Here is a 22,601-nt window from a genome sequence, read left to right as displayed (position 1 = left end):
CATCAAAGGGAGGAACCAAGATGCAAAAATTCAAATTAACACGCCGCACTTTGCTGGCTGCGATCTCCACCTTATCAATGCTTGCCGCATTGCCGTCTGCAGCGTTTGCAGCCAGTGGCGATATACGAATTGTGATGAAGGATTTGCTGACATCCAATCCGGAAGATGTTGCACACATTGAAAGAATTGAAGAGGGCCTTCGCAGTCAGGGCCACGATATCGATATTACAATTGTTGATCTACCATCAGAAGGATATGCCGAGAAACTTAATCTTATGCTGCTGTCCGGCGATATTCCCGATCTGATTTATTTTCAGGGCGGTGACGAGCAAATTGCGCAGCAAGGTGTTTTGCAGGATCTGAACCCGCTGATTGAGAAAACAACATATCTAAAAGATGCGTTGTGGCCGCACAATGAAGCGCGTTTGGCAAACTATCCTTACCTTCTTTATGTTTACCCGCCACGCACCAAAGCAGCGGTCATGCGGGCGGATTTGCTGGCGGCTACAGGCAAGCCTGCGCCAACCGATCTGGAAAGCTGGGACGCGTTGCTGCGCGCTATTCCGGGTACTGAAATCGGTGACACAACTGTAAAATACGGCATTATCGCGCCGAACAATACAAGCGAATTGGATGCTGTTTTTGACCCTGCTTTCGGTGTCGAAGCAACATGGATGAAGAATGATGCCGGTGAATGGATAAACTCACGTGTCAGCGATGCCGAGCGCGAGAAACTGGCTTGGTATTCAAAATTGTTTGCCGATGGCATTCTTGATCCGGAATTTGTGACATCAAACTGGGAAGTCAAAGAAGATAAGTTTTATACCGGACAAGTCGGTGTCGTGATGGGCACAGCCGGTCCGGTTATCGGAATCTATGAAACCAAAATGGCGCAGGTTAACCCCGGTGCGGAACTGACCTTGTTGGAACCTGCAGCCGGTTTGCAGGCCGTGGACGTGTCCAAAGAAAGCCGCGGTTTTGCCATTCCGGTAACTACCGAACAGACTGAAGCTGTGATGGCCTTTCTTGATTTTGTGGCCAGCCCTGATGGTCAATTTCTTGATCGCCTCGGATTTGAAGGCACGCATTACACGCGCGAGGGTGATACGCTGACAGCGACCGAGAAATTCGGTGCATGGTATCCGCGCTTTATCATTTCCGATCCTTCAGAATATACACCTCCGATCAATGCGCTTTCACCGTTGGCCCAGTCAGCCTTGGATCAGGGTGTTACACATTTCCGTCCGGACAATGCCTTTGTGTGGCCTGCAGAATTGGCCGCGGCAGTCGACGGTGCTGAAACCTATTACCGCACATCCGTTTTCCGGTTCGTGTCCGGCGAGCTTTCCACAGAAACAGACTGGGACGCATTTGTTCAAGGCTGGATGGATGCAGGCGGTAAGGCAATGACTGAATATGCTCGAGAGGCACTTAAATGAATGTGACTGAAAATCAGAACGGCTCCGCGTTGCGGGGCCGTGTCCGCGCAGTCGTCCATGGGGTCGCCTATGGCGACGCCTTGGGCGCACCTGTTGAAAAGCTCTCGGCGGCCCAGATCCGTGAACGTTATGGCAGAGTGACATCGTTGCGCACCAAGTGGCACCGTGACGGGCAAAGCGAAGCGGCGCGGCAGGGACGTGTTCGCGGTAACGGCATTGTCACAGACGACACAGCGATGACACTTGCCTTGATGCGGATTTACCAACGTGAGTTGCGGCATCTGGATGCCTGGGACATGGGCAACGGTATGGTTCGTGAAATAACTTGGGAGCGTTATTGGGTGCCTGAATTACAACGTGAGGCACCGTTGATCGAGCGGTTGTTCTATCCGGAAAAGTGGATATTCCAGCGCCACCAATTGTCAGGTTGTGATCCCCGCCAGGGCGGTGTCGGCAATATGGTGAACTGCGGTGCGGCGATGTATATCGCGCCTATCGGTATCGTTAATGCCGGTGATCCCACAGCGGCCTATGATGAAGCTATCAATTTTGCCATGGGACATCAGCAAAGCTACGGGCTTGAAGCAGCCGGTGTATTAGCTGCCGCAATCGCTCAGGCTTTTATACCGGGAACAACCGTTGAAGACATTGTGCGCGTGGCACATGACCACGCCCATGACGGTACGCGGGATGCTATCGCTGCCATTGCCGATGCAGCGGAAAATCTGCGCCGCAAGGGTGCTGATGCGGACGAAGTGACCGCCGAATTTCAATCCTGTATAGCGCCATTCTCCGCTATGGGCGATGATCTTGTGCATAAGCCGGAAAAGGCAGGCCGCGCCAGCCACGCCTACCAACCATCACGGCTTTTCTCGATCGAAGAACTGCCGCTTGCCTTAGGGTTTTGCATAACGACGGGCGGCAATTTCAAAAAGGCTGTCGAAGACGGTATCAACTCCGGTCGTGATACGGATTCCATCGGCGTGATGGCCGGTTCAATATTGGGCGCTTTGCATGGCGAAACCATTATTGATGCAGAAGATGCCGCACTGCTTGATTCTGCAAATAAGATGAACCTGAAACATCTGTCCGACCAGTTTACGCAAGCTGTGATTCAGATTCACAGTAAAGACATGGCGCGTGCGGAGCAAACCGCAATGACACGCCGCCGACTAAATGAACAAACACAAAAGGCTGCCGAATGACACCGGATCAACTGCGCGAAAAAATCTATGCAGGAATAATAGGAAAAGCCGCAGGGGTTCGATTGGGTGCGCCTGTTGAGCCAACGGCTTGGGACCATGACCGTATTCGCGATACTTATGGTGAGTTGACCGGCTATGTGCGCGACTACCGGAATTTTGCGGCGGATGATGACACGAACGGGCCGTTCTATTTTGTGCGTCCTTTATGGGATGAGGGGGAGCTGACGCCCGAAAGTGCCGGACGAAACTGGCTTAATTACATTGCTGACGGACATGGCATGTTGTGGTGGGGCGGCTTTGGCATTTCTACAGAGCAAACTGCGTATGAACATTTACAAGCAGGCATTGTGCCACCTGAAACCGGCTCGATTGAACGTAACGGAATAATTTCAGCCGAGCAGATCGGCGGCCAGATTTTCAGCGATTGCTGGGGCTGGGTCAATCCCGGTGCTCCGGCCAAAGCTGCCAAGATGGCAAAGATTGCTGCAAGTGTTTCCCATGATGGCGAAGCGCTTGAAGGCGCGGCCTATGTCGCCGCCGCCACTGCCGCCGCTTTTGATCAGGCAGATATTCATGACGTGCATAATGTGGCCCGTTCTTATGTAAACGATGGGACAGCCTATGCCCGTGTCCTTGATGCGGTAACCGCGTGGCATAAGGAGCATCCTGATGACTGGCGCTCGTGTTTTGCCATGCTCGAGCGGGACTTTGGCTACGATAAATGGACAGGCGTTTGCCATGTCATCCCGAATGCGGGCGTTGTTTGTCTTGGTCTGCTTTATGGCCAGGGCGATATGCCCCGCACGATTGAAATCACAACGATGTGCGGCTGGGATACCGATTGTAATGCCGGTAATGCGGGCAGTATCGCGGGTATTTTGCAGGGTATTCAAAAAGACTGGGACAAATACCGCCGGCCTATCAATGATATTTTGATCACCTCCGCTGTTACCGGCGCTATGAACATTGTCGATATGCCAAGCTTTGCCCGTGACCTGACGGTGCTCGCATTGCGGCAAAGCGGACACAGCGTGCCGAAAAACTGGAACGATTTGGCTTATCTTCGCGGCATTGATTTTGATTTTTCATTGCCGGGTGCATCGCATGGCATTCGCGCAGAAGGTTCTCACCGTTTGCGCACAATGCCAGGCTTGAGTGCGAATGCTCTCTCTATTCAGATCGACAGATGGGCCGGAACTGATAAAGGCCGTGTGTTCTGGAAGCCGTTTTATCGGGAATCCGATTTTGATGATAACCGCTACCGGCCAATGCTCTCACCTGTAACAGCCAGCGGCCAGTCAGTAACACTGACGCTGCGCGGTTCACAGCCGATAGAAGGTCCGCGCAGTATAAAGTTTGTGCCCTATATCCGGCGCGCTATGTCCGGGCTTGAGGAAGAGCTTGGCATTTGGGCAGAGCTTCCCGATGACTGGCAGGATATCAACTTCACTTTGCCTGAAGGCGATGAAGCTATTGACGAGATTGGTATCAAATTATGCCAGCAGGGCGATACGCGCACATTGATGTATGTAGAGCTGCAACGTCTGCGGATTGAAGGGACGGGACATACAATTATCGACCCTGCTATTGAGGCGGAAGAATGGGGCAGCATCAGCCGTTTTACATTCAATCGCGGTAAGTGGTCATTAAAAGACGGTTGCATTATCGGGGAAACCGATAGTGATGCGGATTTGTGGACCGGTCATCATTTCGCAACCGATCAATCCGTGAGCGCACAAATCACACCGATCTCCGGCAGCCATCATCTGGTTGTTGCGCGTGCCAGCGGAACGTCGCGTTATTATGCGGGCGGTATTGTGGATGGTCAGGCGGTGATTATCGCGGAGGACTTTGGCACGACCTATCTGGCGAAAGCGGACTTTGATGCCGCGCCTGACGCTTCGTTAACATTGTCATTATCCGCAATCGACGACGCACTGTCTTTGTCTATCAACGGTAAAACCATACTGAACGCCACTGATCAGCGTCACCAAAGAGGGATGGCCGGCTTGCGTATCGGTGCCGCGGGCAAAATGTCCTGTCGCCGTTTTGAAATCATGGAGAGCTAAGAAATGGGCCAGATTACATTCGACAATGTCGGTAAGAGTTACGGCAAGGCCGAAGTTCTGTCTGGCATTAATTTAGAAATTCATGAGGGAGAATTTGTGGTGCTTGTCGGTCCGTCAGGATGCGGCAAGTCCACATTGCTCCGTATGATTGCGGGGCTTGAGGACATCAGCAAAGGCCGGATTATTATTGATGGCAAGGTCGCGAACCGTATCCCTGCCAAACAGCGGGGCCTTGCGATGGTCTTCCAGTCTTATGCTTTGTATCCGCATATGAAGGTTGCGGACAATATGAGCTTCGCCTTGCGGCTTGCCGGAGCCAGCAAAAAAGAAATCGCTGAAAAAGTGCACCACGCCGCAGATATATTGGGCCTGACGGATTATTTGGACCGCTTGCCCCGTGAACTGTCCGGTGGTCAGCGCCAGCGTGTTGCCATGGGGCGGGCCATTGTGCGTGATCCGGAAGCTTTTCTGTTCGATGAACCATTGTCCAACCTTGATGCGAAGCTGCGTGTGCGCATGCGTTCGGAAATTAAAAAGCTGCATCAAAGGCTGGGTAAAACGATGATCTATGTTACCCATGACCAGACAGAAGCGATGACAATGGCCGACAGGATTGTTGTTCTGAACGAAGGCGGTATTGCGCAGGTTGGCACCCCGAAAGAGCTTTATCTAAAGCCGGTTTCGCAATTTGTTGCCAGCTTTATCGGCTCACCTGAAATCAATATTCTTGCAGCAAAAACGACAGGGAAAACGGCGAACCATGTTGTGCTTGAGGATGGTACGCAATTGCCGCTTGCCCAGCCGCTCGATCTGCCTGAAGGCACAGCGGTGACCTATGGTGTCAGACCACAAACAATCATGCTCGATCCGAATGGAATGCCCGCTGAAGTTGTTCTGGTTGAGCCAACCGGTGAAGTCGTTGAAGCGACGCTGTCATTTGCGGGACACGATATCGTCGCTGTTTTACCTGAGGATGCCGCATTGGAGCCAGGAGACAAAGTCGGGCTTCACATTCAGGCAGAACGAACATTTGTGTTTGATGCGCAAACCGGCGAGCGGTTGGCATGAGTTGGCAGAATACGCAGTGGAGCAAAGATAATAACGGCCCGCTTTCCGGCTTGAAGGTGCTTGATCTTTCGCGGCTTGTGGCCGGTAATATGACATCGCTGCAACTGGCAGATTTTGGTGCAGCAGTGACAAAAATAGAGCCATTGCCGTCCGGTGACCCGCTGCGAGCTTGGCGGCAGCAAGGTGTCTCCACATTCTGGAAAGCCTATGCCAGAAACAAGCAATCGCTGGCGCTCGATTTTAGAGCGGAAGGTGCCACAGCCGTTCTGGAAAAGCTGATTGCCTCCACCGATATTGTAATCGAGAATTTCAGACCGGGCACATTCGAGAAAATGGGTTTTGCCCCGAATGATCTGCTCAAGCGCTATCCTGATCTCATTATATTACGTGTTTCCGGTTTCGGGCAGGTCGGCCCTTACGCCAATCGGCCGGGGTTCGGAACATTGATCGAAGGCATGTCTGGCTTTGCCGCGCGTAACGGTCCGGCGGGCGGCGAACCATTGTTGCCGCCATTGGCGCTTGCCGACATGATTACCGGTCTATATGGCGCTAATGCGGTTTCCATGGCTTTGCACGCGCGAAATGCCGGACGGGGAGGGCAGGTCATTGACCTGTCACTGCTGGATGCAATGACTTCTGTGCTTGGGCCGGAAGCGCTTGATTTTTCTTTAAGTGGAAAACCAAAGCCCCGTGTTGGAAACGGCTCGAACACTTCATCACCGCGCAATGCCTATGTTACCTCTGACGGCCACTGGATCGTTGTATCGGGTTCCATGCAATCCATGGCCGAACGTCTGTTCCGTGCAATCGGGCGTGAGGACATGATTACAGACCCGCGCTTTGCCAAAAATGAAAACCGTGTGGCTAACCGTAGTGAGGTCGATGAAATTGTCGGTCAATGGTTTGCCTGCCGCTCGCGTGATGAGGTCATGGGCATCATGACTGAAGCGGGCGTCACCGTTGCCCCGCTTTATGATATCTCTGATATCACGGACGATGTTCATTTCGTTGAAAGAGGGATTTACACGCAAGTGCCCGATGAGGAGCTTGGACAAGCGGCCATTCATGCGCCTGTTCCCCGCCTTTCAAAAACACCGGCTGGTCTGCGTTCAGCCGCGCCTGCGCTTGGCCAGCACACGGATACGGTTCTTGCCGATGCCGGCTTTGAGGCAGAAGCAATTGAACGTCTGCGTGCCAAGGGAGTGGTTGCGTGATGTGGCGCTCTCTTCTTTACGTTCCGGCTAATGTTCCGCGCTTTCTAGATAAGGCTCAAAACCGTGATGCTGATGCCATCATTCTTGATCTGGAAGACAGCGTGCCGGATAGTTTGAAAGATGAAGCGCGCCGCACGCTTTCCACTTACTGGCCTCAGTTGAAAGCCGGACCCTCTGACTTGATTGTACGCATCAATGCAGATTTGCGCCGTGCCATCCGCGATATGGAAATGGCTGTCCAGCCGGGACTATCTGCGCTTTATCTGCCCAAAGTGACCAGCCCTGAAATGGTGCGCCAATATGCTGCGATTGTGGAAGAGCTTGAGGTTGAACGGCAAATGAGCGTTGGTAGTGTGCGACTGATTGCACTTATCGAAACACCTGCCGCGCTTGAAGCGGCATTTGAGATCGCCTCTGCCGACGAGCGCCTTGCAGGGCTGTCGTTGGGATCAGAGGATTTTGCCACTGCTTGCGGGATGTTGCCAAAACCGGAAAATCTTCATTATGCGCGCCAGCGTATTGTATTTGCTGCAAGGGCGGCAGGGATTGCGCCCCTTGGCCTGCTCGATAGCGTTGCTAATATGGATAAAAACGGGCGCGAAGCGCTGATTACCCGTTCACGCGAATTCGGATTTGAAGGCGCAACGGCCATTCACCCCGATCTGGTACCGTTCCTTAATGACGGGTTCATGCCTAGCCGTGCGGAAAAAGGCTGGGCAAGAGGCGTAGTTCAAGCGCTGGAAGAGGCTGAAGCCAACGGGACCGGCGCGGCGCTTTATAAAGGCAATATGGTGGACCGGCCGATGTTACTGCGTGCCAAGGCTATTTTAGAGCGCTATTCATCCTGACTGTAATTTTCGATTGATTATGTTTTGTCCTGCGGAAAACCGCAGGACAAAAAGCGGCTTACATCGCGCTTGTGTTTACAAGGCTGGTAAAATGCTCACTTACTAGTCTTCATCAATGTGAATGACAGGTGACACGTGAGTGAGGCTCCCAGCCCCGATATGCAGATTGCACGCACGACGCGAAAAAGTGTTTATTACACTTTGATCGTCGTTGTTGTTGCTGCCACGATGCTTTTGTTTCTCGGTGCCGTTTCCTATTTTCGCTCTATTGAAATACAGGAGGCCGGTAATCGCTTATCCTTGTATGAAAAATCACTCAGCGATGGATTGGAGCGGTTTCAACATTTGCCCTATGTGCTGGCGCGCGATGCAAAAGTGATCGAAGGCGCAAGGGGAATAGGGCTTGACCAGCTTAATGTGAGATTGCGCGGCTTTGCCGAAAAAGCCAAGCTGGAAGCTGTGTATTTACTTGATAGTTTCGGCACTGCAATTGCTGCCTCGAATTTTGGGACTAAGAGCTCTTTCATCGGTCAGAATTACGCTTTCCGTCCCTATTATATCAAAGCGATGCGCGGGCAGACGGGTGAATTTTTTGGCGTTGGCACGACAACGGGCAGACCCGGCTATTTTATATCAGAGCCGATTTTGGATGCGTGGGGTGCGGCTGTCGCGGTCATTGTGATCAAGCTGGACATGAGCGGGCTGGAACGCGCATGGGTTGATGCCGGTGAAAAGATAATCGTGTCCAACGATGCCGGTATCGTTGTTTTGACCTCGCATTCACAATGGCTTTACAAAACACTGGTTGCGCTTACGCCGGAGCAGCGCATCAATATTATGAATAAACGCCAGTTCGGTAATCAGCCGCTCGACTTGCTTGATTGGAAGAAAACCGATCCGTATTCGGCCTATATTGGTGACCAGCGCTTTATTCATGTAACGGGCGCTGCCGACCGTCTAGGATGGGATGTTCATTTCTTTCAGGACGAGCGGCGCATATATGAACGCGCTGCACTTGTTTCCGGTATTTTCGGCTTGTTTATTGTGCTGCTTCTGGTGTTTGCCGTCTTTTTACGCTCCGAACGTATCCGGCAGGCATTGGCTGTGTCGCAGTCCGACCGGCATAAGCTGATCATTGCCAACAAGGAGCTGCGAAACGCGCAAAAAGAACTGTCGCAGTCCAGTAAGCTTGCCGCGCTTGGCCAGTTATCCGCGTCGGTTACGCATGAGTTGGGTCAACCAATATCAGCGCTTAGGAATTATCTGGCTGCGGCGGAAATCAGCGGGCACATAACATCCGAGAAAACCTTGCTCAATTTCTCAAATGTCATCGACCGTATGGATAATTTAACCAGACAGCTGCGTCTTTTTATCAAGCCGGGGATGGAGAAATTCGAGCAGTTTGACATTGGCGATGTCATCGACGGTGCTATGGCGCTGGTCGGGCACGATATCGATGCCGCGGGCATTAAAATGGATTGCTCTTCAAGCGGTCAAAAAGCTTTGGTCTTCGGCAACAAATTGCGCTTGGAGCAGGTTGTTGTAAATCTCATTCAAAACAGTATCGCGGCTATGGATGGTGTTGAAGACAAAGCTTTGAATATAAATACTGAAATTATCGACAGTGACGTTGTGGTTTCTGTTCGTGACATGGGGCACGGGATCGGTATCAAGAAGCTTGATGAACTGCAGGAGCCGTTTCACACGACACGCGCCTCGGGCACAGGTATGGGGCTCGGACTTTCTATTTCAGCGGAGATCGTCAAAGATCACAATGGCCGGATGACTGCAGAAAACCTAAGTAAAGGTGGCTGCGTGTTTTGTATTTACCTGCCGCACAGCGATACGGGCGATCAATCATGAGTTTGAACAGCAATATTCTGGTTATTGATGATGACCGTGAAATGCGGAGTTCACTGAGGGATTTGCTCACCTCCGGTGGTTTTCAGGTTGAGACGATATCCAATGCACAGCAGGCATTGGATACGCTGCGCCAAAAGCAATTTGATGTAATTTTATGCGATGTGCGAATGCCGGGCATGAGCGGTCTAGAGTTTCAGCAACTGCTTAAACCAATTTCCAAAGTGCCGATTGTGCTGATGTCCGCCCATGGTGATATTTCAATGGCTGTTAGTGCCGTTCAGGATGGCGCTTATACATTTCTGGAAAAGCCGTTTGATCCACGCCGTTTGCTGGGTGTGCTTGGCAATGCTGCAAAACTCAACCAATTAACGCTGAACAATGACCGGCTCAAAGAGCGGCTGTCCAAATTGACGGGCCTCGACAAGATTTTGATAGGAGAGTCCGAACCGATCCAGCGTCTGCGCAATGATGTGTTTGATCTGAGCCATGTGGACAGCAATGTGCTGATCATTGGTGAAACCGGCACCGGCAAGGAACTGGCCGCGCATGGCTTGCATGATTTGGGTCGTCGGGCATCTGAACCTTTTATCACACTGAACTGTGCTGCTCTGGCACCTGCCCAGTTTGAGGAAGCATTGTTTGGTCTGTCTGATGGTACTCCGGGCTATCTGGACCGCGCCGATGGCGGGACATTGTTTTTAGATGAACTTGGTGCCATTCCGCTGCCTCTCCAGCCCAAATTGCTACGCGTTATTGAGACAAAAGAGTTCACGCCTGTCGGGTCAACTGAGACCAGAAAGTCGGATTTCAGAATAATATCGGCCGCCAATGAAAAACTCGACGATGCTGTAGAGAGCGGCGCGTTCCGGCAAGATTTATTCTTCAGGCTGAATACGGTGATGATAACATTGCCGCCGCTTCGCGCACGCAGTGATGACATTTCATTGCTGTACACACATTTTCTAAATCACTTCGCCAATAGTTATGAAATCGACGTGCCGGTGAGCACAGCGGAAGATTTTTCCGCACTGATGCGCCATGATTGGCCGGGCAATGTGCGTGAATTACGCAATGTGTGTGAACGGCGTATATTGATGGCGCGGCGCGGTGGGGGCTCATTTGCTTCGGCTTTGTCGGGCGCTGTTGACGACGATAAAACCTATCCTGATACGCTGCGCGAGGCGGTTGCTGCTTTTGAGGCGCAGTTAATAGCCAAAGCGATAAAATCCAGCGACGGGAAAATGGATGACGCAGCACAAATGCTGGGTATTGGCAGGCGCACGCTGAATGAGAAGATCGTGAAGCTGGGACTGAATAAAAGCGATATTCTGGAGAAAACTTAACCCTGCGGATTACCGCAGGGTTTAACAGCGGTTTGCGCATTTTTCTTCATAGCTGTAGCCTGACGTGGCCGCTATCAGTGGTGAAGCTTTGGGATAAGCTATCTTTTTGGAGGAAAATTCATGAAATCGATTACAGCAATTCTTGCTGGTGTCGCGATCGCCGTTACTGCCGGTGTCGCTATCGCCCAAGATACAAAAGATTATGTGTTAAATACGGCTTCAACGGGTGGTACATATCACCCTGTGGGAACAGCCATTTCCACGCTGACGAAAGTGAAACTGTTACCGACAGAAAAGTTCAGCCTGACAGCTGTGAACTCCGCAGGTTCGGGCGCCAATGTTCAGGCGATGGGTTCGGGTACAGCGGATTTTGCGATTCTACAGGGCTTGTACGGCTCTTACGCTGCGACTGGTACCGGCCCAATTACAGAACCTCAAACAAATTTGCGTTCAGTCTCGATGCTTTGGCAGAATGTTGAACAATTTGTTGTAGCCGTTGATAACGCCAAAACCGGCACGGTTAGCGATATTATCGAACTAAAAGGCCAGTCCGCAGGCATGGGCAGCCAAAACTCCGGCACACTGGGTTCCAACAGCGTTCTGCTTTCAGGTCTTGGCATTGATGTCGAAAAAGACTTCGAGCTTGTGTATGCCGGCTACGGGCCGACAGCCGATGCGATGGCCAATGGTCAAGTTGCGGTTGCCGGTATTCCTTCCGGACCGCCAACAGGCGCTATCACCAAGCTTATGGCTTCCAATGAAGGCAAGTTTACTGTTCTTGATGTAACAGAAGAAGAGCTTGCGAAAATGGATGGCGGCCGTGACCTTTGGGTGCCTTATACAATTGCTGCGGGAACATATCCCGGTCAGGAAAAAGACATCAACACAATTGCCCAGCCGAATATTCTTGCTGTGAATGATAGCGTTGATGAAAATCACGTCTATTTGCTGACGAAAACAATGTACGAAAATCTCGGTTTTCTGACCGCAATCCATCCGGCAACAAAAGCGATGGCGATTGAAAAAGCTTTGGCCGGTCTGCCATTGCCGCTTCATCCGGGTGCAGCGCGTTACTACAAAGAAGTTGGTCTGGAAATTCCAGAGCGCTTAATGGCTCAATAAGCCGGTTTGAGACGCAAAAGGCGGAGTGCATGACTCCGCCTTTTTTAAAGCATCTGCAATCTAGAAAGTAGTATTGGTCATGAGTCAGGCAAACCCAACTGATATTCAGGAACCTATTGTCAATTTACAGGGCCGTGAAAGCTGGCTGACTGTTGAAAATACAGATAAAAGCGTGCTGCGCTATGCCGTAGTGGGATTTGCGGTTCTGTTCGCGCTCTGGCACATCGCAACGAATATTTATCTGAACGAGCCAGGTAAATGGCAGAACGCTATTCACTTTGCCGGATTTGCTTTTCTGGCATCTGTAACGCTTAGCCCTTTTGGCAAATATGCCGATAGAAGCTGGGCTATATTTGCGGATTTTGCCTATGGCTTGCTGGTTGCATCCGCGGCCTTATGGGTTGCCGGTGCGGAAAACGGGGTCTATGAGCGAACACTGTCTGTGACAGGGCAGTCATGGCAATTTACTTTAATGGACTGGGCTGCAGGCTTTTTGCTTATATTTGCCGCGCTCGACCTTTCGCGCCGCGTATCGGGCTGGGTGATTCCGATTCTGATCATCATTTCGTTAAGCTATATTTTGTTTCTTGGCGGGTATTTGCCGGGCGTGTTTCGCGCGGCAAGTCTTCCTGTCAATGACGTGCTTTTCAGAACCATGTATAATGATGAAGGCATGTTCGGTATTCTGGCCGATATTTCATCGACCAATATTACGCTGTTTATGATTTTTGGCGGCTTTCTGGTCGCATCCGGCGCAAGCGATTTCGTAATTGAATTATCAAAAGTTGTGGCCGGACGCATACGCGGCGGCGCTGCGTTTGTGGCAGTGCTTTCGTCAGCACTGACCGGAACAATATCCGGCTCCGCAATTGCCAATACGGCTTCCACGGGCGTGATCACGATTCCTTTGATGAAGTCCAACGGGTTTCGTCCGCAATTTGCCGCCGGTGTCGAAGCATCTGCTTCAACAGGTGGTCAGCTTATGCCGCCAATAATGGGGGCGGGAGCGTTTGTCATGGCAAGCTATACGTCCATTCCCTATGCAACAATCGTCTCTGTTTCGATCATTCCGGCCTTTCTATATTTCCTGTCGGTTGCCTTTATCGTGCGCATTGAAGCGGTGAAGCATCAGGTTGGAGAGGGTGTGGATCTGGTTGTAAACCGCGCCAAATTACTGTCCGGCGGCTTGGCCTTTATTCTACCGCTAACCGTGATGATCTATCTGCTTATGTCAGGGGTGACGCCGAGCTATGCTGCCTGCTGGGCTATTGCAGCGCTGGTTGTGGTCTCGTGGTTTACCTCTCTTGCGGCACGCATATTCGGACGGGCTAATTTTGAGCCGGTCCATATGGGACCTGCGAAAATTTCAGAAGCATTGCTGATCGGTATACGCTCATCAATCATGACCGGTATTCTGCTGGTGTCTATCGGCATTATGAACAACGCAATTGTGACAAGCGGTATTGGCAACGGCTTTTCGCTGATGATCGCGCAATGGTCCGGCGGGTCGCTGGTGATTGCGATTTTGCTGATCGGCCTTGCTTCTCTTGTGCTTGGCATGGGGCTGCCGGTAACGGCTGCCTATATTATTCTGGCTATTCTAACAGCGCCGGCTCTGGCAGGTATTCTTGCCGACAGCATCATTATTGACCAGCTCGTTCAAGGCATTGCCGACCCGGCAAAGTCTGCCATGTTCATGCTGGTTGACAGCCCGCACGCGGCTAAGGTTGCGACCGGCATGCTGCATGAGGAAGCCGTTGCCCTGATGTCAGCGATGCCGTTCGAACTGGCAATTACAGTGCGTCCGCTGCTGGTTGATCCTGCTATGCAGGCGACATTTCTGCTCACCGCGCATCTGATCATATTCTGGTTAAGCCAGGACAGTAATGTTACGCCGCCTGTTTGTCTGGCAGCCTTTACGGCCGCTGGTATTGCCGGTTCCAAACCAATGGCCACTGGCTTTGAAAGCTGGAAAATCGCCAAAGGCTTATACATTGTGCCGCTGATGTTTGCCTATACACCGCTCATTTCCGGCTCACTGCTTGAGATTTTGCAAATTGGCTTCTTTGCGCTGTTTGGCATTTATGCAACCAACGCGCTTATTCAGCGCTACGCAGAAGGGCCGCTCAATCCATTGCTCTATGGGCTTATTATTTTAGGTGCGGTCGGTAGCTACTGGCCTTTAAACTGGGCGGCAAATATTGCCGGTGCCGTGCTTGTCATTGCCGCGATACTATTGAGTAAACGGCGCCAAGAACACCTTGGCAGTGAAGCGGAGCAGTCCGTTTCCAGTTAAAGATATAATACTATTCGCAACTTAAATACCGAACCCCGCTTTGTCACAGAAGCGGGGTTGGTCGTTTTTGAATGAATGTTTTGATGTTATTTGTGCCGTTTACCAAATCACATAGTAGCTCTTTGCATAATGTGGTCTTTGGTTTAGATTTTTATGCAGTTATAGATTTTCTGTGTTGATTAAATGCAGGAATAATATTGTATACTAATTTAAGTGCCGTGCGAAAATGCGTTTCAATTAAAATGAAATGTGTAAGAAAGCGGCAACTTGGTTGGAAGGATTTGGGCGAGCAAGCCGCTCTTTGTTTTTATAACGCTTGCATATTGGGAGACTAATTATGAAAAAGATTTTGGCGGCACTCGCTGCAACAACTCTAATGACATCTGCTGCGATTTCAGCAGCACATTCCCCGGTTAAAATCGGTGTTATCCTTGGCTTTACAGGCCCGATTGAATCATTGACGCCAACAATGGCGGCAAGCGCCGAGCTTGCAATGAAAGAAGTAACAGACAGCGGCAAGTTTCTTGAAGGTGCCGAAGTTATGCCGGTACGTGCTGACTCAACATGTATCGATTCTGCTGCCGCTTCTGCTGCTGCTGAACGTTTGATCACTGCTGAAGGTGTAACAGCGATCATGGGTGCTGACTGTTCAGGTGTGACGGGCGCTATCTTGCAAAACGTTGCGCGTGCAAACGGCATCGTAATGATTTCACCTTCTGCAACATCACCTGCACTTTCAGATGCTGAAGATGATGGTCTTTTCTTCCGCACAGCGCCTTCAGATGCACGCCAAGGCGATGTTTTGGCCGACGTGCTGGTTGAAAAAGGCGTTAAATCAGCTGCGCTAACCTACACAAACAACGATTACGGCAAAGGCCTTGCGGACAGCATTCAGGCTGCTTTTGAAGCGAAGGGTGGCTCGATCACTATTTCAGCTGCGCATGAAGACGGCAAAGGCGACTATTCTGCTGAAGTCGGTGCTTTGGCACAGGCTGGCGGTGACGTGCTGATCGTGGCGGGCTATCTCGACCAAGGCGGTAAAGGCATCATTCAAGGTGCTTTGGACGCCGGTGCATTTGAAACATTCGTTTTGCCTGACGGTATGGTTGGCGACTCATTGCCAGCAGCAATCGGCGCACCTTTGAACGGTTCTTACGGTACAATCGCGGGCTCTGAAAACGAAGGCGCGGAAATGTTCCAGAAGCTTGCGACAGACGCAGGCGTTAAAACGGACACATATGCAGCTGAATCATATGATGCCGCGGCTTTGATCATGCTTGCAATGCAAGCTGCCAAGTCTGCAAAAAGCGCTGACTTCAAAGACAAGGTAATGGACGTTGCCAACGCACCGGGCGAAAAGATCCTTCCTGGTGAACTTGACAAAGCGCTTGAGATTTTGGCTTCAGGCGGCGACATCGACTATGTGGGCGCGACTGCTGTTGAGTTTATCGGCAACGGCGAGAGCGGCGGTAGCTTCCGTCAGATCCTCGTTGATGGCGAAAAAATTACAACTGAAAAATACCGCTAAGCGTATTTTTACTCATTGGAATTGCCCGGGTGAAAGCCCGGGCATTTCTTGTATCTAGCGCATTGGTCTGGGGAGCGCTGTATTGATCGTTGTAGAGAATATTCACAAACATTTTGGCGGTATTCGCGCTGTTAACGGCGCATCGCTAACCATTGAGACCGGTTCCATTACCGGACTGATTGGCCCAAACGGGGCGGGCAAAACGACTCTTTTTAATGTCATCGCCGGTGCATTGAAGCCGACATCCGGACGGGTTCTTCTGGATGGTGAGGACGTTACGGGCCTCAGTCCTCATGAGCTCTTTTCGCAAGGTTTGCTACGCACTTTTCAAATTGCCCATGAATTTTCAACTCTGACCGTGCGTGAAAATCTGATGATGGTTCCGCCGCGCCAGTCGGGCGAAAGCCTTATTCAGGCATGGACGAAGCCCGTCGTCGTCAGACGCGAAGAAGAGGCAATCCGCGAAAAAGCCAATGACGTTATCGAGTTTCTGGAAATCAGCCATGTAGCCGACGAGCTTGCGGGCAATCTTTCCGGCGGCCAGAAAAAGCTTCTAGAGCTTGGCCGCACAATGATGGTTGATGCAAAAATCGTGTTTTTGGATGAAGTGGGCGCAGGCGTGAACAGAACGCTGCTGGCCACAATTGGCGATGCTATTTTGCGCCTTAACAAAGAGCGCGGCTACACATTTTGTATGATTGAACACGATATGGAATTTATTTCGCGCCTTTGCGATCCGGTTATCTGTATGGCCGAGGGCAGTGTGCTTGCTCAGGGCACTGCGGAAGAAATCAAAAATAATGAGGAAGTCATTGAGGCTTATTTGGGCACAGGTTTGAAAAACAAACCGGCCAAAGAGGTGAACGCATGAGCTTTCTCTTAGGAAAAAACATGACCGGTGGTTATGGCGGCGCTGATATTTTGCATGATTGCACTATCGGCGTTGAAAAGGGCGAAGTGGCAGTTGTGGTCGGGCCGAACGGCGCTGGTAAATCCACCGCGATGAAGGCCGTGTTCGGTATGCTGAATATTCGCGAAGGCAATGTCACCATGGATGGTGAGGACATTACAGCGCTTACGCCGCAGGCACGGGTGCAAAAAGGCATGGGCTTTGTGCCGCAAACGCACAATGTTTTCACTTCCATGTCCGTGGAAGAGAATTTGGAGATGGGGGCGTTTATTCGCAATGATGATATCTCCGGCACGATGGCGCAGGTTTTTGATCTCTTTCCTATTTTGAAGGAAAAACGCAATCAGCCGGCCGGTGAATTATCCGGCGGACAACGCCAGCAGGTTGCTGTGGGCCGCGCTTTGATGACACAGCCTAAAGTGCTGATGTTGGATGAACCGACAGCGGGTGTTTCGCCTATTGTCATGGATGAGTTGTTTGACCGGATTATTGAAATTGCCCGCACGGGGATTGCCATCTTGATGGTTGAGCAAAATGCAAAACAAGCACTGAATATTGCAGATAAGGGCTATGTGCTGGCACAGGGCCGTAATCTTTACACGGATACGGGCGAAGCATTGCTTGCAGACCCGGACGTGCGCAAAGCGTTTTTGGGTGGGTGATATGGATATTTTAAACGCGCTTGCGGTTTTATTTAATTTTCTTGTCATTCCTGCAATGGCCTATGGTTCCCAGCTTGCACTCGGCGCTCTTGGCGTAACACTCGTTTACGGCGTTCTGCGGTTTTCAAATTTCGCGCATGGCGAGTTGATGGCTTTCGGCACCATGACAACAATACTTGTTATGTGGATGCTACAGAGCGTTGGTATTACCGGCGGCTTTTTGCCAACGGCGCTTATCGCCATGCCGGTCGGTATTTTGGTCGCCGTATTGCTGGCGCTGGGAACCGACAGACTTGTTTATAAATTTTACCGTAAGCAAAAGTCACCGCCGGTTATTTTCCTGATCGGTTCATTGGCTGTGATGTTCTTTTATAATGGTTTGATCCGCTTTGTGATCGGGCCGGAAGACCAAAATGTTGCAGATGGTGTTCGGTTTATCTTTACAGCCGGAGATTTCAAAAGATGGTCCGGCCTTGATGAAGGTATCGCGTTCCGTACAACGCAAGGCATCTCTATTCTTGTCGCGATTTTGTGTGTGGCGGCGCTGTTCTGGTTCTTGAATAAGACCAAGACCGGAAAATCCATGCGCGCTTATTCAGACAATGAAAACCTTGCTTTGCTTTCCGGTGTGAACCCCGAGCGGGTCGTTGTCATCGCCTGGGTTCTGGCCGCAAGTCTGGCAACAATTGCCGGCACAATGTATGGCATGGACAAAACCTTCAAGCCGTTCATTTATCTGCAATTATTGCTGCCGATTTTTGCCTCCGCGATTGTGGGCGGATTGGGCAGTCCTATTGGTGCTGTCGTTGGCGGATTTATTATCGCGTTTTCGGAAATCGCGGTAACTTTCGCCTATAAGAAGGTCATTGGCTATCTTACGCCGGGCGATTGGGTGCCTGACGGACTGGTGCAGCTATTGTCGACCGACTACAAGTTCGCCGTTTCATTTGCCATTCTTGTGGTTGTTCTGCTTGTCAGACCGACAGGTATATTTAAGGGGCAAACAATATGACCATTAGTATTCGCAATATCAGTTTGTTTGCCGTAACAGCCTTGTTGTTTGTGATTGTCGGCCAGGTTCAAAGCTGGTCGCTTTCACTTTCCATTCTCAATCTTTGTTTGATTTCCGCAATCATGGCGCTCGGTGTGAACATCCAGTGGGGCTATGCGGGGCTATTAAATGTGGGTGTCATGGGCTTTGCCGCATTGGGCGGTCTTGCGGCCGTTTTGGTGTCTTCGCCTCCTGTTGCCGCTGCATGGTCTGTCGGCGGCGGGAACCTGCTTGTAGGGCTTTTAATTGCAGCGCTGACCGTGGGACTTATCGTTTGGTGCTATTATGACATGCGCGGCACCAAACGCCGTGTGTTGATCGCAATAGTCGCTGTGGCCGGTTATTTTGCCACACGTGCATTTTGGGACCCTGCTGCTGATGCCATCGAAGCGGTGGACCCGGCGGCGACCGGCTTTCTGGGCGGCGCTGGAATGCCGATCATCTTTGCATGGTTGATTGGCGGTTTGTTTGCTGCCGGCGCAGCATGGATTGTCGGCAAGATTTCGCTAGGCCTTCGTTCTGACTATCTGGCGATTGCCACGCTTGGCATTTCCGAAATCATCATTGCGATGTTGAAGAACGAAGACTGGCTGACACGCGGTGTGAAAAACGTAATCGGATTGCCGCGCCCTGTTCCCTATGAGGTGGACATTCAGCAATCTGCTTATTTTCAGGAGTTGGCGGCTGATTGGGGCATGTCGATTATCGAGCTGTCATCAATGGTTGTGAAGCTGAGCTATGCCGGTCTTTTCGCGATTGTGCTGCTGATTGTGCTTTATCTGTCTGAAACCGCGCTGCGCTCCCCTTGGGGCCGTATGATGCGCGCTATCCGCGATAATGAAACGGCTGCTGAAGCGATGGGTAAGGACGTCAAAGGGCGTCACCTGCAAGTCTTTATTCTTGGGTCGGCCGTGGTTGGTATTGCGGGCGCTATGCTGACAACGATTGACGGTCAATTTACGCCGTCATCCTACCAGCCGCTGCGCTTTACGTTTTTGATTTGGGCCATGGTTATTGTCGGCGGGTCGGGCAACAATTGGGGCGCTGTGCTGGGCGGCTTCATTATCTGGTTCTTCTGGGTCGAGGCCGAGCCAATCGGGCTGTGGTTCATGGATTTGATCACGTCTTCCATGGATGAAAGCAATCCGCTTCGCTTGCACCTTTTGGATAGCGCGGCGCATATTCGCCTCATGGCGATGGGTGTCATTATGTTGCTGGTGCTGCGATTTGCACCGCAGGGTTTAATACCGGAACGAAGACGATAGTTCTAAAACCAAAAACGGCGACCATCGGGTCGCCGTTTTTGCGTCTGGTTTATTCAAACACGATATTGGGTGCGGCGCGTTTGCCGGCTCCGTTATTCATCTCATCATAAACTGCTTTTGCAATGTTTATATAGGCCTCGGCATGAGGGCCGTCGGGCTCCTCAACCGTAATTGGTGTCCCCGCATCTGAAAGCTCGCGGATTTTCATCACCAAGGGCACTTCGCCTAAGAAGGGCAGGCCAAGCTTTTCGGCTTCCGCCTTTGCGCCGCCATGCCCGAATATATCATAGCGTACTTGTGTATCCGGCGCGATGAAGTAGCTCATATTTTCAACAATGCCGAGCACAGGGACATCAACCTTACGGAACATGTTCAGACCCTTGCGCGCGTCAATCAGGGAGAGATCCTGCGGTGTCGACACAATGACCGCCCCGGCAAGGGGCACTTGCTGCGCCATTGTTAGCTGTGCATCGCCTGTGCCAGGGGGCATATCGACGACGAGCACATCAATATCTGCCCATGCAACTTCGCGCAGCATCTGTGTCAGCGCGGACATCACCATTGGTCCGCGCCAAATCATCGGTGTGTCTTCTTCAACCAGAAAGCCGATGGACATCACCTGCAAGCCGAACTTTTCAATCGGCTTTAATATACGTCCGTCAATCGTTTCCGGCTTATGGGTAATGCCAAGCAGTCTTGGCAGTGAAGGGCCATAAATATCGGCGTCCAGAACCCCCACCTTAAGACCGGTAGATTGAAGGCCAAGAGCAATATTGATGGCTGTGGTCGATTTGCCGACACCGCCTTTACCTGAGGCAACCGCTATAATCTGTTTGACGCCTTCGACACCTGCTTTAGGTGAATTTTGCGGTCCGGCTTGCGGTTTTGGCTTTGGTGCCGGTTTAGGCGCAGGATTTGGTGTGCCTGCCTTTTTTTCCGCAGTCAGCGCAACCATTGCACCGGTTGCACCGGGCAGTGCTTTGACGGCCTCTTCTGCGGCAACACGGACAGCCTCAAACTTTTGCGCATCTGCCGCATCACAGGAAATCGAAAAGAAGACTTTACCGTCTGCGATAAATATATCCGAGAGGTTGTCTGAGCCGCCCAGCGCTGACCCGTCAGGGAGCTTTATGGCCGCCAATGCGCCTTGTACATCATCTTTTGTCGGTGCGTTCGTCATTTTTCCCTCGCCGTTTCATGTCACATAGTAATTATGACGTGATGTGCCAAGGGCAATAAGCGCTACTATCAGCGCTGATACTTGATGAATGGTGTCAGTTTGGCAATCCGGTCGTACAGTTTGCGTGCTTCGGTATTGAAATCCTGCGTGTTCCAGTAAACAGAGGCCGCACCGTCTTTGTCTGCCTGTTCATAGACAGCTTCAATAAGCTTACGGCCAATGCCAGTGCCACGCCGGTTTTCATCGGCATATAAATCCTGCAAATAGCAGGTGTTGGCAATGTGCCAGTTGTGCCGGTGATACATGAAGTGAACCAAGCCAGCCAACTGATCATCCTGAACGGCGACAAAGCAATTGGGTTCAAATTCTCCGTTCTCAAAAAAGCGGTCAAACGTTGATTGATAGACTTCCGGCTTTACGCTCGACTTATAAAATTCGAGATATTTGGTCCACATCGCTTTCCAGGCCTCAAAATCAGCCTTTTTAATCCGGCGAACTGTAACTTCGTTGCTCATTAGCGGTCTTTCCCGATGTCATTAAGGTCGAACTCGGTTGTTTGATAAACCTGATTAATCCAGTTGCCAAACAACAAAAAGGCATGGCTGCGCCAGCGGTTTTGCGGCGTTGTCGTCGGATCGTCATTGGGAAAATAATTTGCAGGCAAATCAACAGGTGTTCCGCTTTCCTGATCACGGAAATATTCATCGGACAGTGACGTTGAATCATATTCAATATGGTTGAAAATATAGAGCCGGTTGGCAAATTTCTCATGCAGCAGACAAAGACCGGTGTCTGACGATTCCATCAGAATTTCCAATCCGCTATCTGCCGGTACATCTGCGCGCCTTACTTCCGTCCAGCGCGATACCGAAATTGAAAAGTCGTCGGAAAAACCAGCCAGATAAGGAGATGCCGGATTAAGGTTTTTGTGGCGGTAAACACCGAAAGCTTTTTTCTCCAGTGTGTGCTTGGGAATATTGTGAAAATGATTGATAGCCGCCATTGCACCCCAGCAGATAAAGAAACTGGAATGCACATGGGTCGTCGTCCAGTCAAATATTTCCTGTAATTCAGACCAGTAGTTAACATCCTCAAAGGGAAGTTTTTCTATCGGGGCACCTGTGATTATAAAGCCGTCGAATTTGCGGTCTTTAATCTCTTCCCAAGTGTTGTAAAATGAGAGCAAATGATCTTCCGAAGTGTTCTTGGCGACGTGGTTGCCGATGCGCACCAAGGTCAAATCCACCTGCAGAGGTGTTGAGCCGATCAGCCGTGCAATTTGTGTCTCAGTCTTGATCTTATTGGGCATGAGATTGAGCAGAGCAATTTGCAACGGGCGAATATCCTGACGCGATGCCGTTGTTTCATCCATCACCATCACGCCTTCATTGACCAGAACTTCTTTGGCTGGAAGGGCATTTGGAATACGAATTGGCATGGTGATCTCGCTGGTTATACCGGTAGTTGACGCTTAAAACCGGCTTTTCAGCAACGGCCCTTTAGCGAATTATTTTACGTGGCTGCAAGCCGACCGGCCA

At 51.0% G+C, this 22,601-nt stretch carries 18 protein-coding genes and 1 riboswitch; of the genes, 15 read left to right on the top strand and 3 right to left on the bottom strand.

Features of this window, described 5'->3' with window-relative positions; genetic code table 11:
* The first annotated feature begins 20 nt into the window (after positions 1 to 20).
* The 15 genes from SU32_RS11360 (at position 21) to SU32_RS11290 (ending at position 19,883) form a co-directional block, all read left to right on the top strand.
* Complete coding sequence (locus SU32_RS11360; RefSeq protein WP_053999496.1) at positions 21 to 1,439, top strand: extracellular solute-binding protein; 1,419 nt, start codon at positions 21 to 23, stop codon at positions 1,437 to 1,439.
* Positions 1,436 to 2,644, top strand: coding sequence for an ADP-ribosylglycohydrolase family protein (locus SU32_RS11355; protein ID WP_053999495.1), 1,209 nt, complete (start codon positions 1,436 to 1,438; stop codon positions 2,642 to 2,644). Before SU32_RS11360 ends, SU32_RS11355 begins: the two co-directional genes overlap by 4 nt.
* A complete protein-coding gene (locus SU32_RS11350; protein WP_053999494.1) occupies positions 2,641 to 4,713 on the top strand; it encodes an ADP-ribosylglycohydrolase family protein in 2,073 nt (690 codons plus the stop codon). The genes SU32_RS11355 and SU32_RS11350 overlap by 4 nt, the downstream gene beginning before the upstream one ends.
* A gap of 3 nt (positions 4,714 to 4,716) precedes the next feature.
* Positions 4,717 to 5,781, top strand: a complete 1,065-nt coding sequence (locus SU32_RS11345) for an ABC transporter ATP-binding protein (RefSeq protein ID WP_053999493.1) — start codon at positions 4,717 to 4,719, stop codon at positions 5,779 to 5,781.
* Positions 5,778 to 6,995 (top strand): CaiB/BaiF CoA transferase family protein, encoded by a 1,218-nt coding sequence (locus SU32_RS11340; protein WP_053999492.1) that lies wholly within the window; start codon positions 5,778 to 5,780, stop codon positions 6,993 to 6,995. Before SU32_RS11345 ends, SU32_RS11340 begins: the two co-directional genes overlap by 4 nt.
* Positions 6,995 to 7,843, top strand: coding sequence for an HpcH/HpaI aldolase/citrate lyase family protein (locus SU32_RS11335; RefSeq protein ID WP_053999491.1), 849 nt, complete (start codon positions 6,995 to 6,997; stop codon positions 7,841 to 7,843). The genes SU32_RS11340 and SU32_RS11335 overlap by 1 nt, the downstream gene beginning before the upstream one ends.
* A gap of 135 nt (positions 7,844 to 7,978) precedes the next feature.
* A complete protein-coding gene (locus SU32_RS11330) occupies positions 7,979 to 9,706 on the top strand; it encodes a sensor histidine kinase (protein ID WP_144421113.1) in 1,728 nt (575 codons plus the stop codon).
* Positions 9,703 to 11,049, top strand: a complete 1,347-nt coding sequence (locus SU32_RS11325) for a sigma-54-dependent transcriptional regulator (RefSeq protein WP_053999489.1) — start codon at positions 9,703 to 9,705, stop codon at positions 11,047 to 11,049. Before SU32_RS11330 ends, SU32_RS11325 begins: the two co-directional genes overlap by 4 nt.
* A 120-nt stretch (positions 11,050 to 11,169) precedes the next feature.
* Positions 11,170 to 12,171, top strand: coding sequence for a TAXI family TRAP transporter solute-binding subunit (locus tag SU32_RS11320; protein ID WP_053999488.1), 1,002 nt, complete (start codon positions 11,170 to 11,172; stop codon positions 12,169 to 12,171).
* Between the two features lie 79 nt (positions 12,172 to 12,250).
* Positions 12,251 to 14,467 carry a TRAP transporter permease gene (locus SU32_RS11315; protein ID WP_053999487.1) on the top strand — a complete coding sequence of 739 codons (2,217 nt, stop codon included), beginning with the start codon at positions 12,251 to 12,253 and terminating at the stop codon, positions 14,465 to 14,467.
* Positions 14,468 to 14,804: 337 nt separating this feature from the next.
* The gene (locus tag SU32_RS11310) at positions 14,805 to 15,995 is read left to right on the top strand and encodes an ABC transporter substrate-binding protein (protein ID WP_053999486.1); all 1,191 of its coding nucleotides are present in this window, start codon (positions 14,805 to 14,807) and stop codon (positions 15,993 to 15,995) included.
* Positions 15,996 to 16,077: 82 nt separating this feature from the next.
* On the top strand, positions 16,078 to 16,866 hold the full coding sequence (locus tag SU32_RS11305; RefSeq protein ID WP_053999485.1) for an ABC transporter ATP-binding protein: 789 nt from the start codon (positions 16,078 to 16,080) through the stop codon (positions 16,864 to 16,866).
* The gene (locus SU32_RS11300; RefSeq protein WP_053999484.1) at positions 16,863 to 17,567 is read left to right on the top strand and encodes an ABC transporter ATP-binding protein; all 705 of its coding nucleotides are present in this window, start codon (positions 16,863 to 16,865) and stop codon (positions 17,565 to 17,567) included. The genes SU32_RS11305 and SU32_RS11300 overlap by 4 nt, the downstream gene beginning before the upstream one ends.
* Position 17,568: 1 nt before the next feature.
* Positions 17,569 to 18,579, top strand: a complete 1,011-nt coding sequence (locus SU32_RS11295) for a branched-chain amino acid ABC transporter permease (RefSeq protein ID WP_053999483.1) — start codon at positions 17,569 to 17,571, stop codon at positions 18,577 to 18,579.
* The gene (locus SU32_RS11290) at positions 18,576 to 19,883 is read left to right on the top strand and encodes a branched-chain amino acid ABC transporter permease (protein ID WP_053999482.1); all 1,308 of its coding nucleotides are present in this window, start codon (positions 18,576 to 18,578) and stop codon (positions 19,881 to 19,883) included. Before SU32_RS11295 ends, SU32_RS11290 begins: the two co-directional genes overlap by 4 nt.
* Before the next feature lie 49 nt (positions 19,884 to 19,932).
* Here the strand turns inward: SU32_RS11290 and SU32_RS11285 are convergent, their stop codons facing one another.
* The 3 genes from SU32_RS11285 to metA all read right to left on the bottom strand — a co-directional run bounded on the left by SU32_RS11285 (position 19,933) and on the right by metA (position 22,501).
* A complete protein-coding gene (locus tag SU32_RS11285) occupies positions 19,933 to 21,063 on the bottom strand; it encodes an Mrp/NBP35 family ATP-binding protein (RefSeq protein ID WP_053999481.1) in 1,131 nt (376 codons plus the stop codon).
* 68 nt (positions 21,064 to 21,131) lie between these two features.
* The gene (locus SU32_RS11280) at positions 21,132 to 21,578 is read right to left on the bottom strand and encodes a GNAT family N-acetyltransferase (RefSeq protein ID WP_053999480.1); all 447 of its coding nucleotides are present in this window, start codon (positions 21,576 to 21,578) and stop codon (positions 21,132 to 21,134) included.
* Entirely contained in the window at positions 21,578 to 22,501 is a 924-nt protein-coding gene (metA, locus tag SU32_RS11275; RefSeq protein WP_053999479.1) for a homoserine O-acetyltransferase MetA, read from the bottom strand. Before metA ends, SU32_RS11280 begins: the two co-directional genes overlap by 1 nt.
* Positions 22,502 to 22,542: 41 nt before the next feature.
* Positions 22,543 to 22,601, bottom strand: a riboswitch (SAM riboswitch). This riboswitch is flagged as partial in the annotation.

It is taken from the genome of Ahrensia marina (assembly GCF_001293565.1).
Classification (GTDB): domain Bacteria; phylum Pseudomonadota; class Alphaproteobacteria; order Rhizobiales; family Rhizobiaceae; genus Ahrensia; species Ahrensia marina.
The sequence above is the reverse complement of the archived record's forward strand: the minus strand, read 5'-3'. Positions and strand labels throughout refer to the sequence as shown.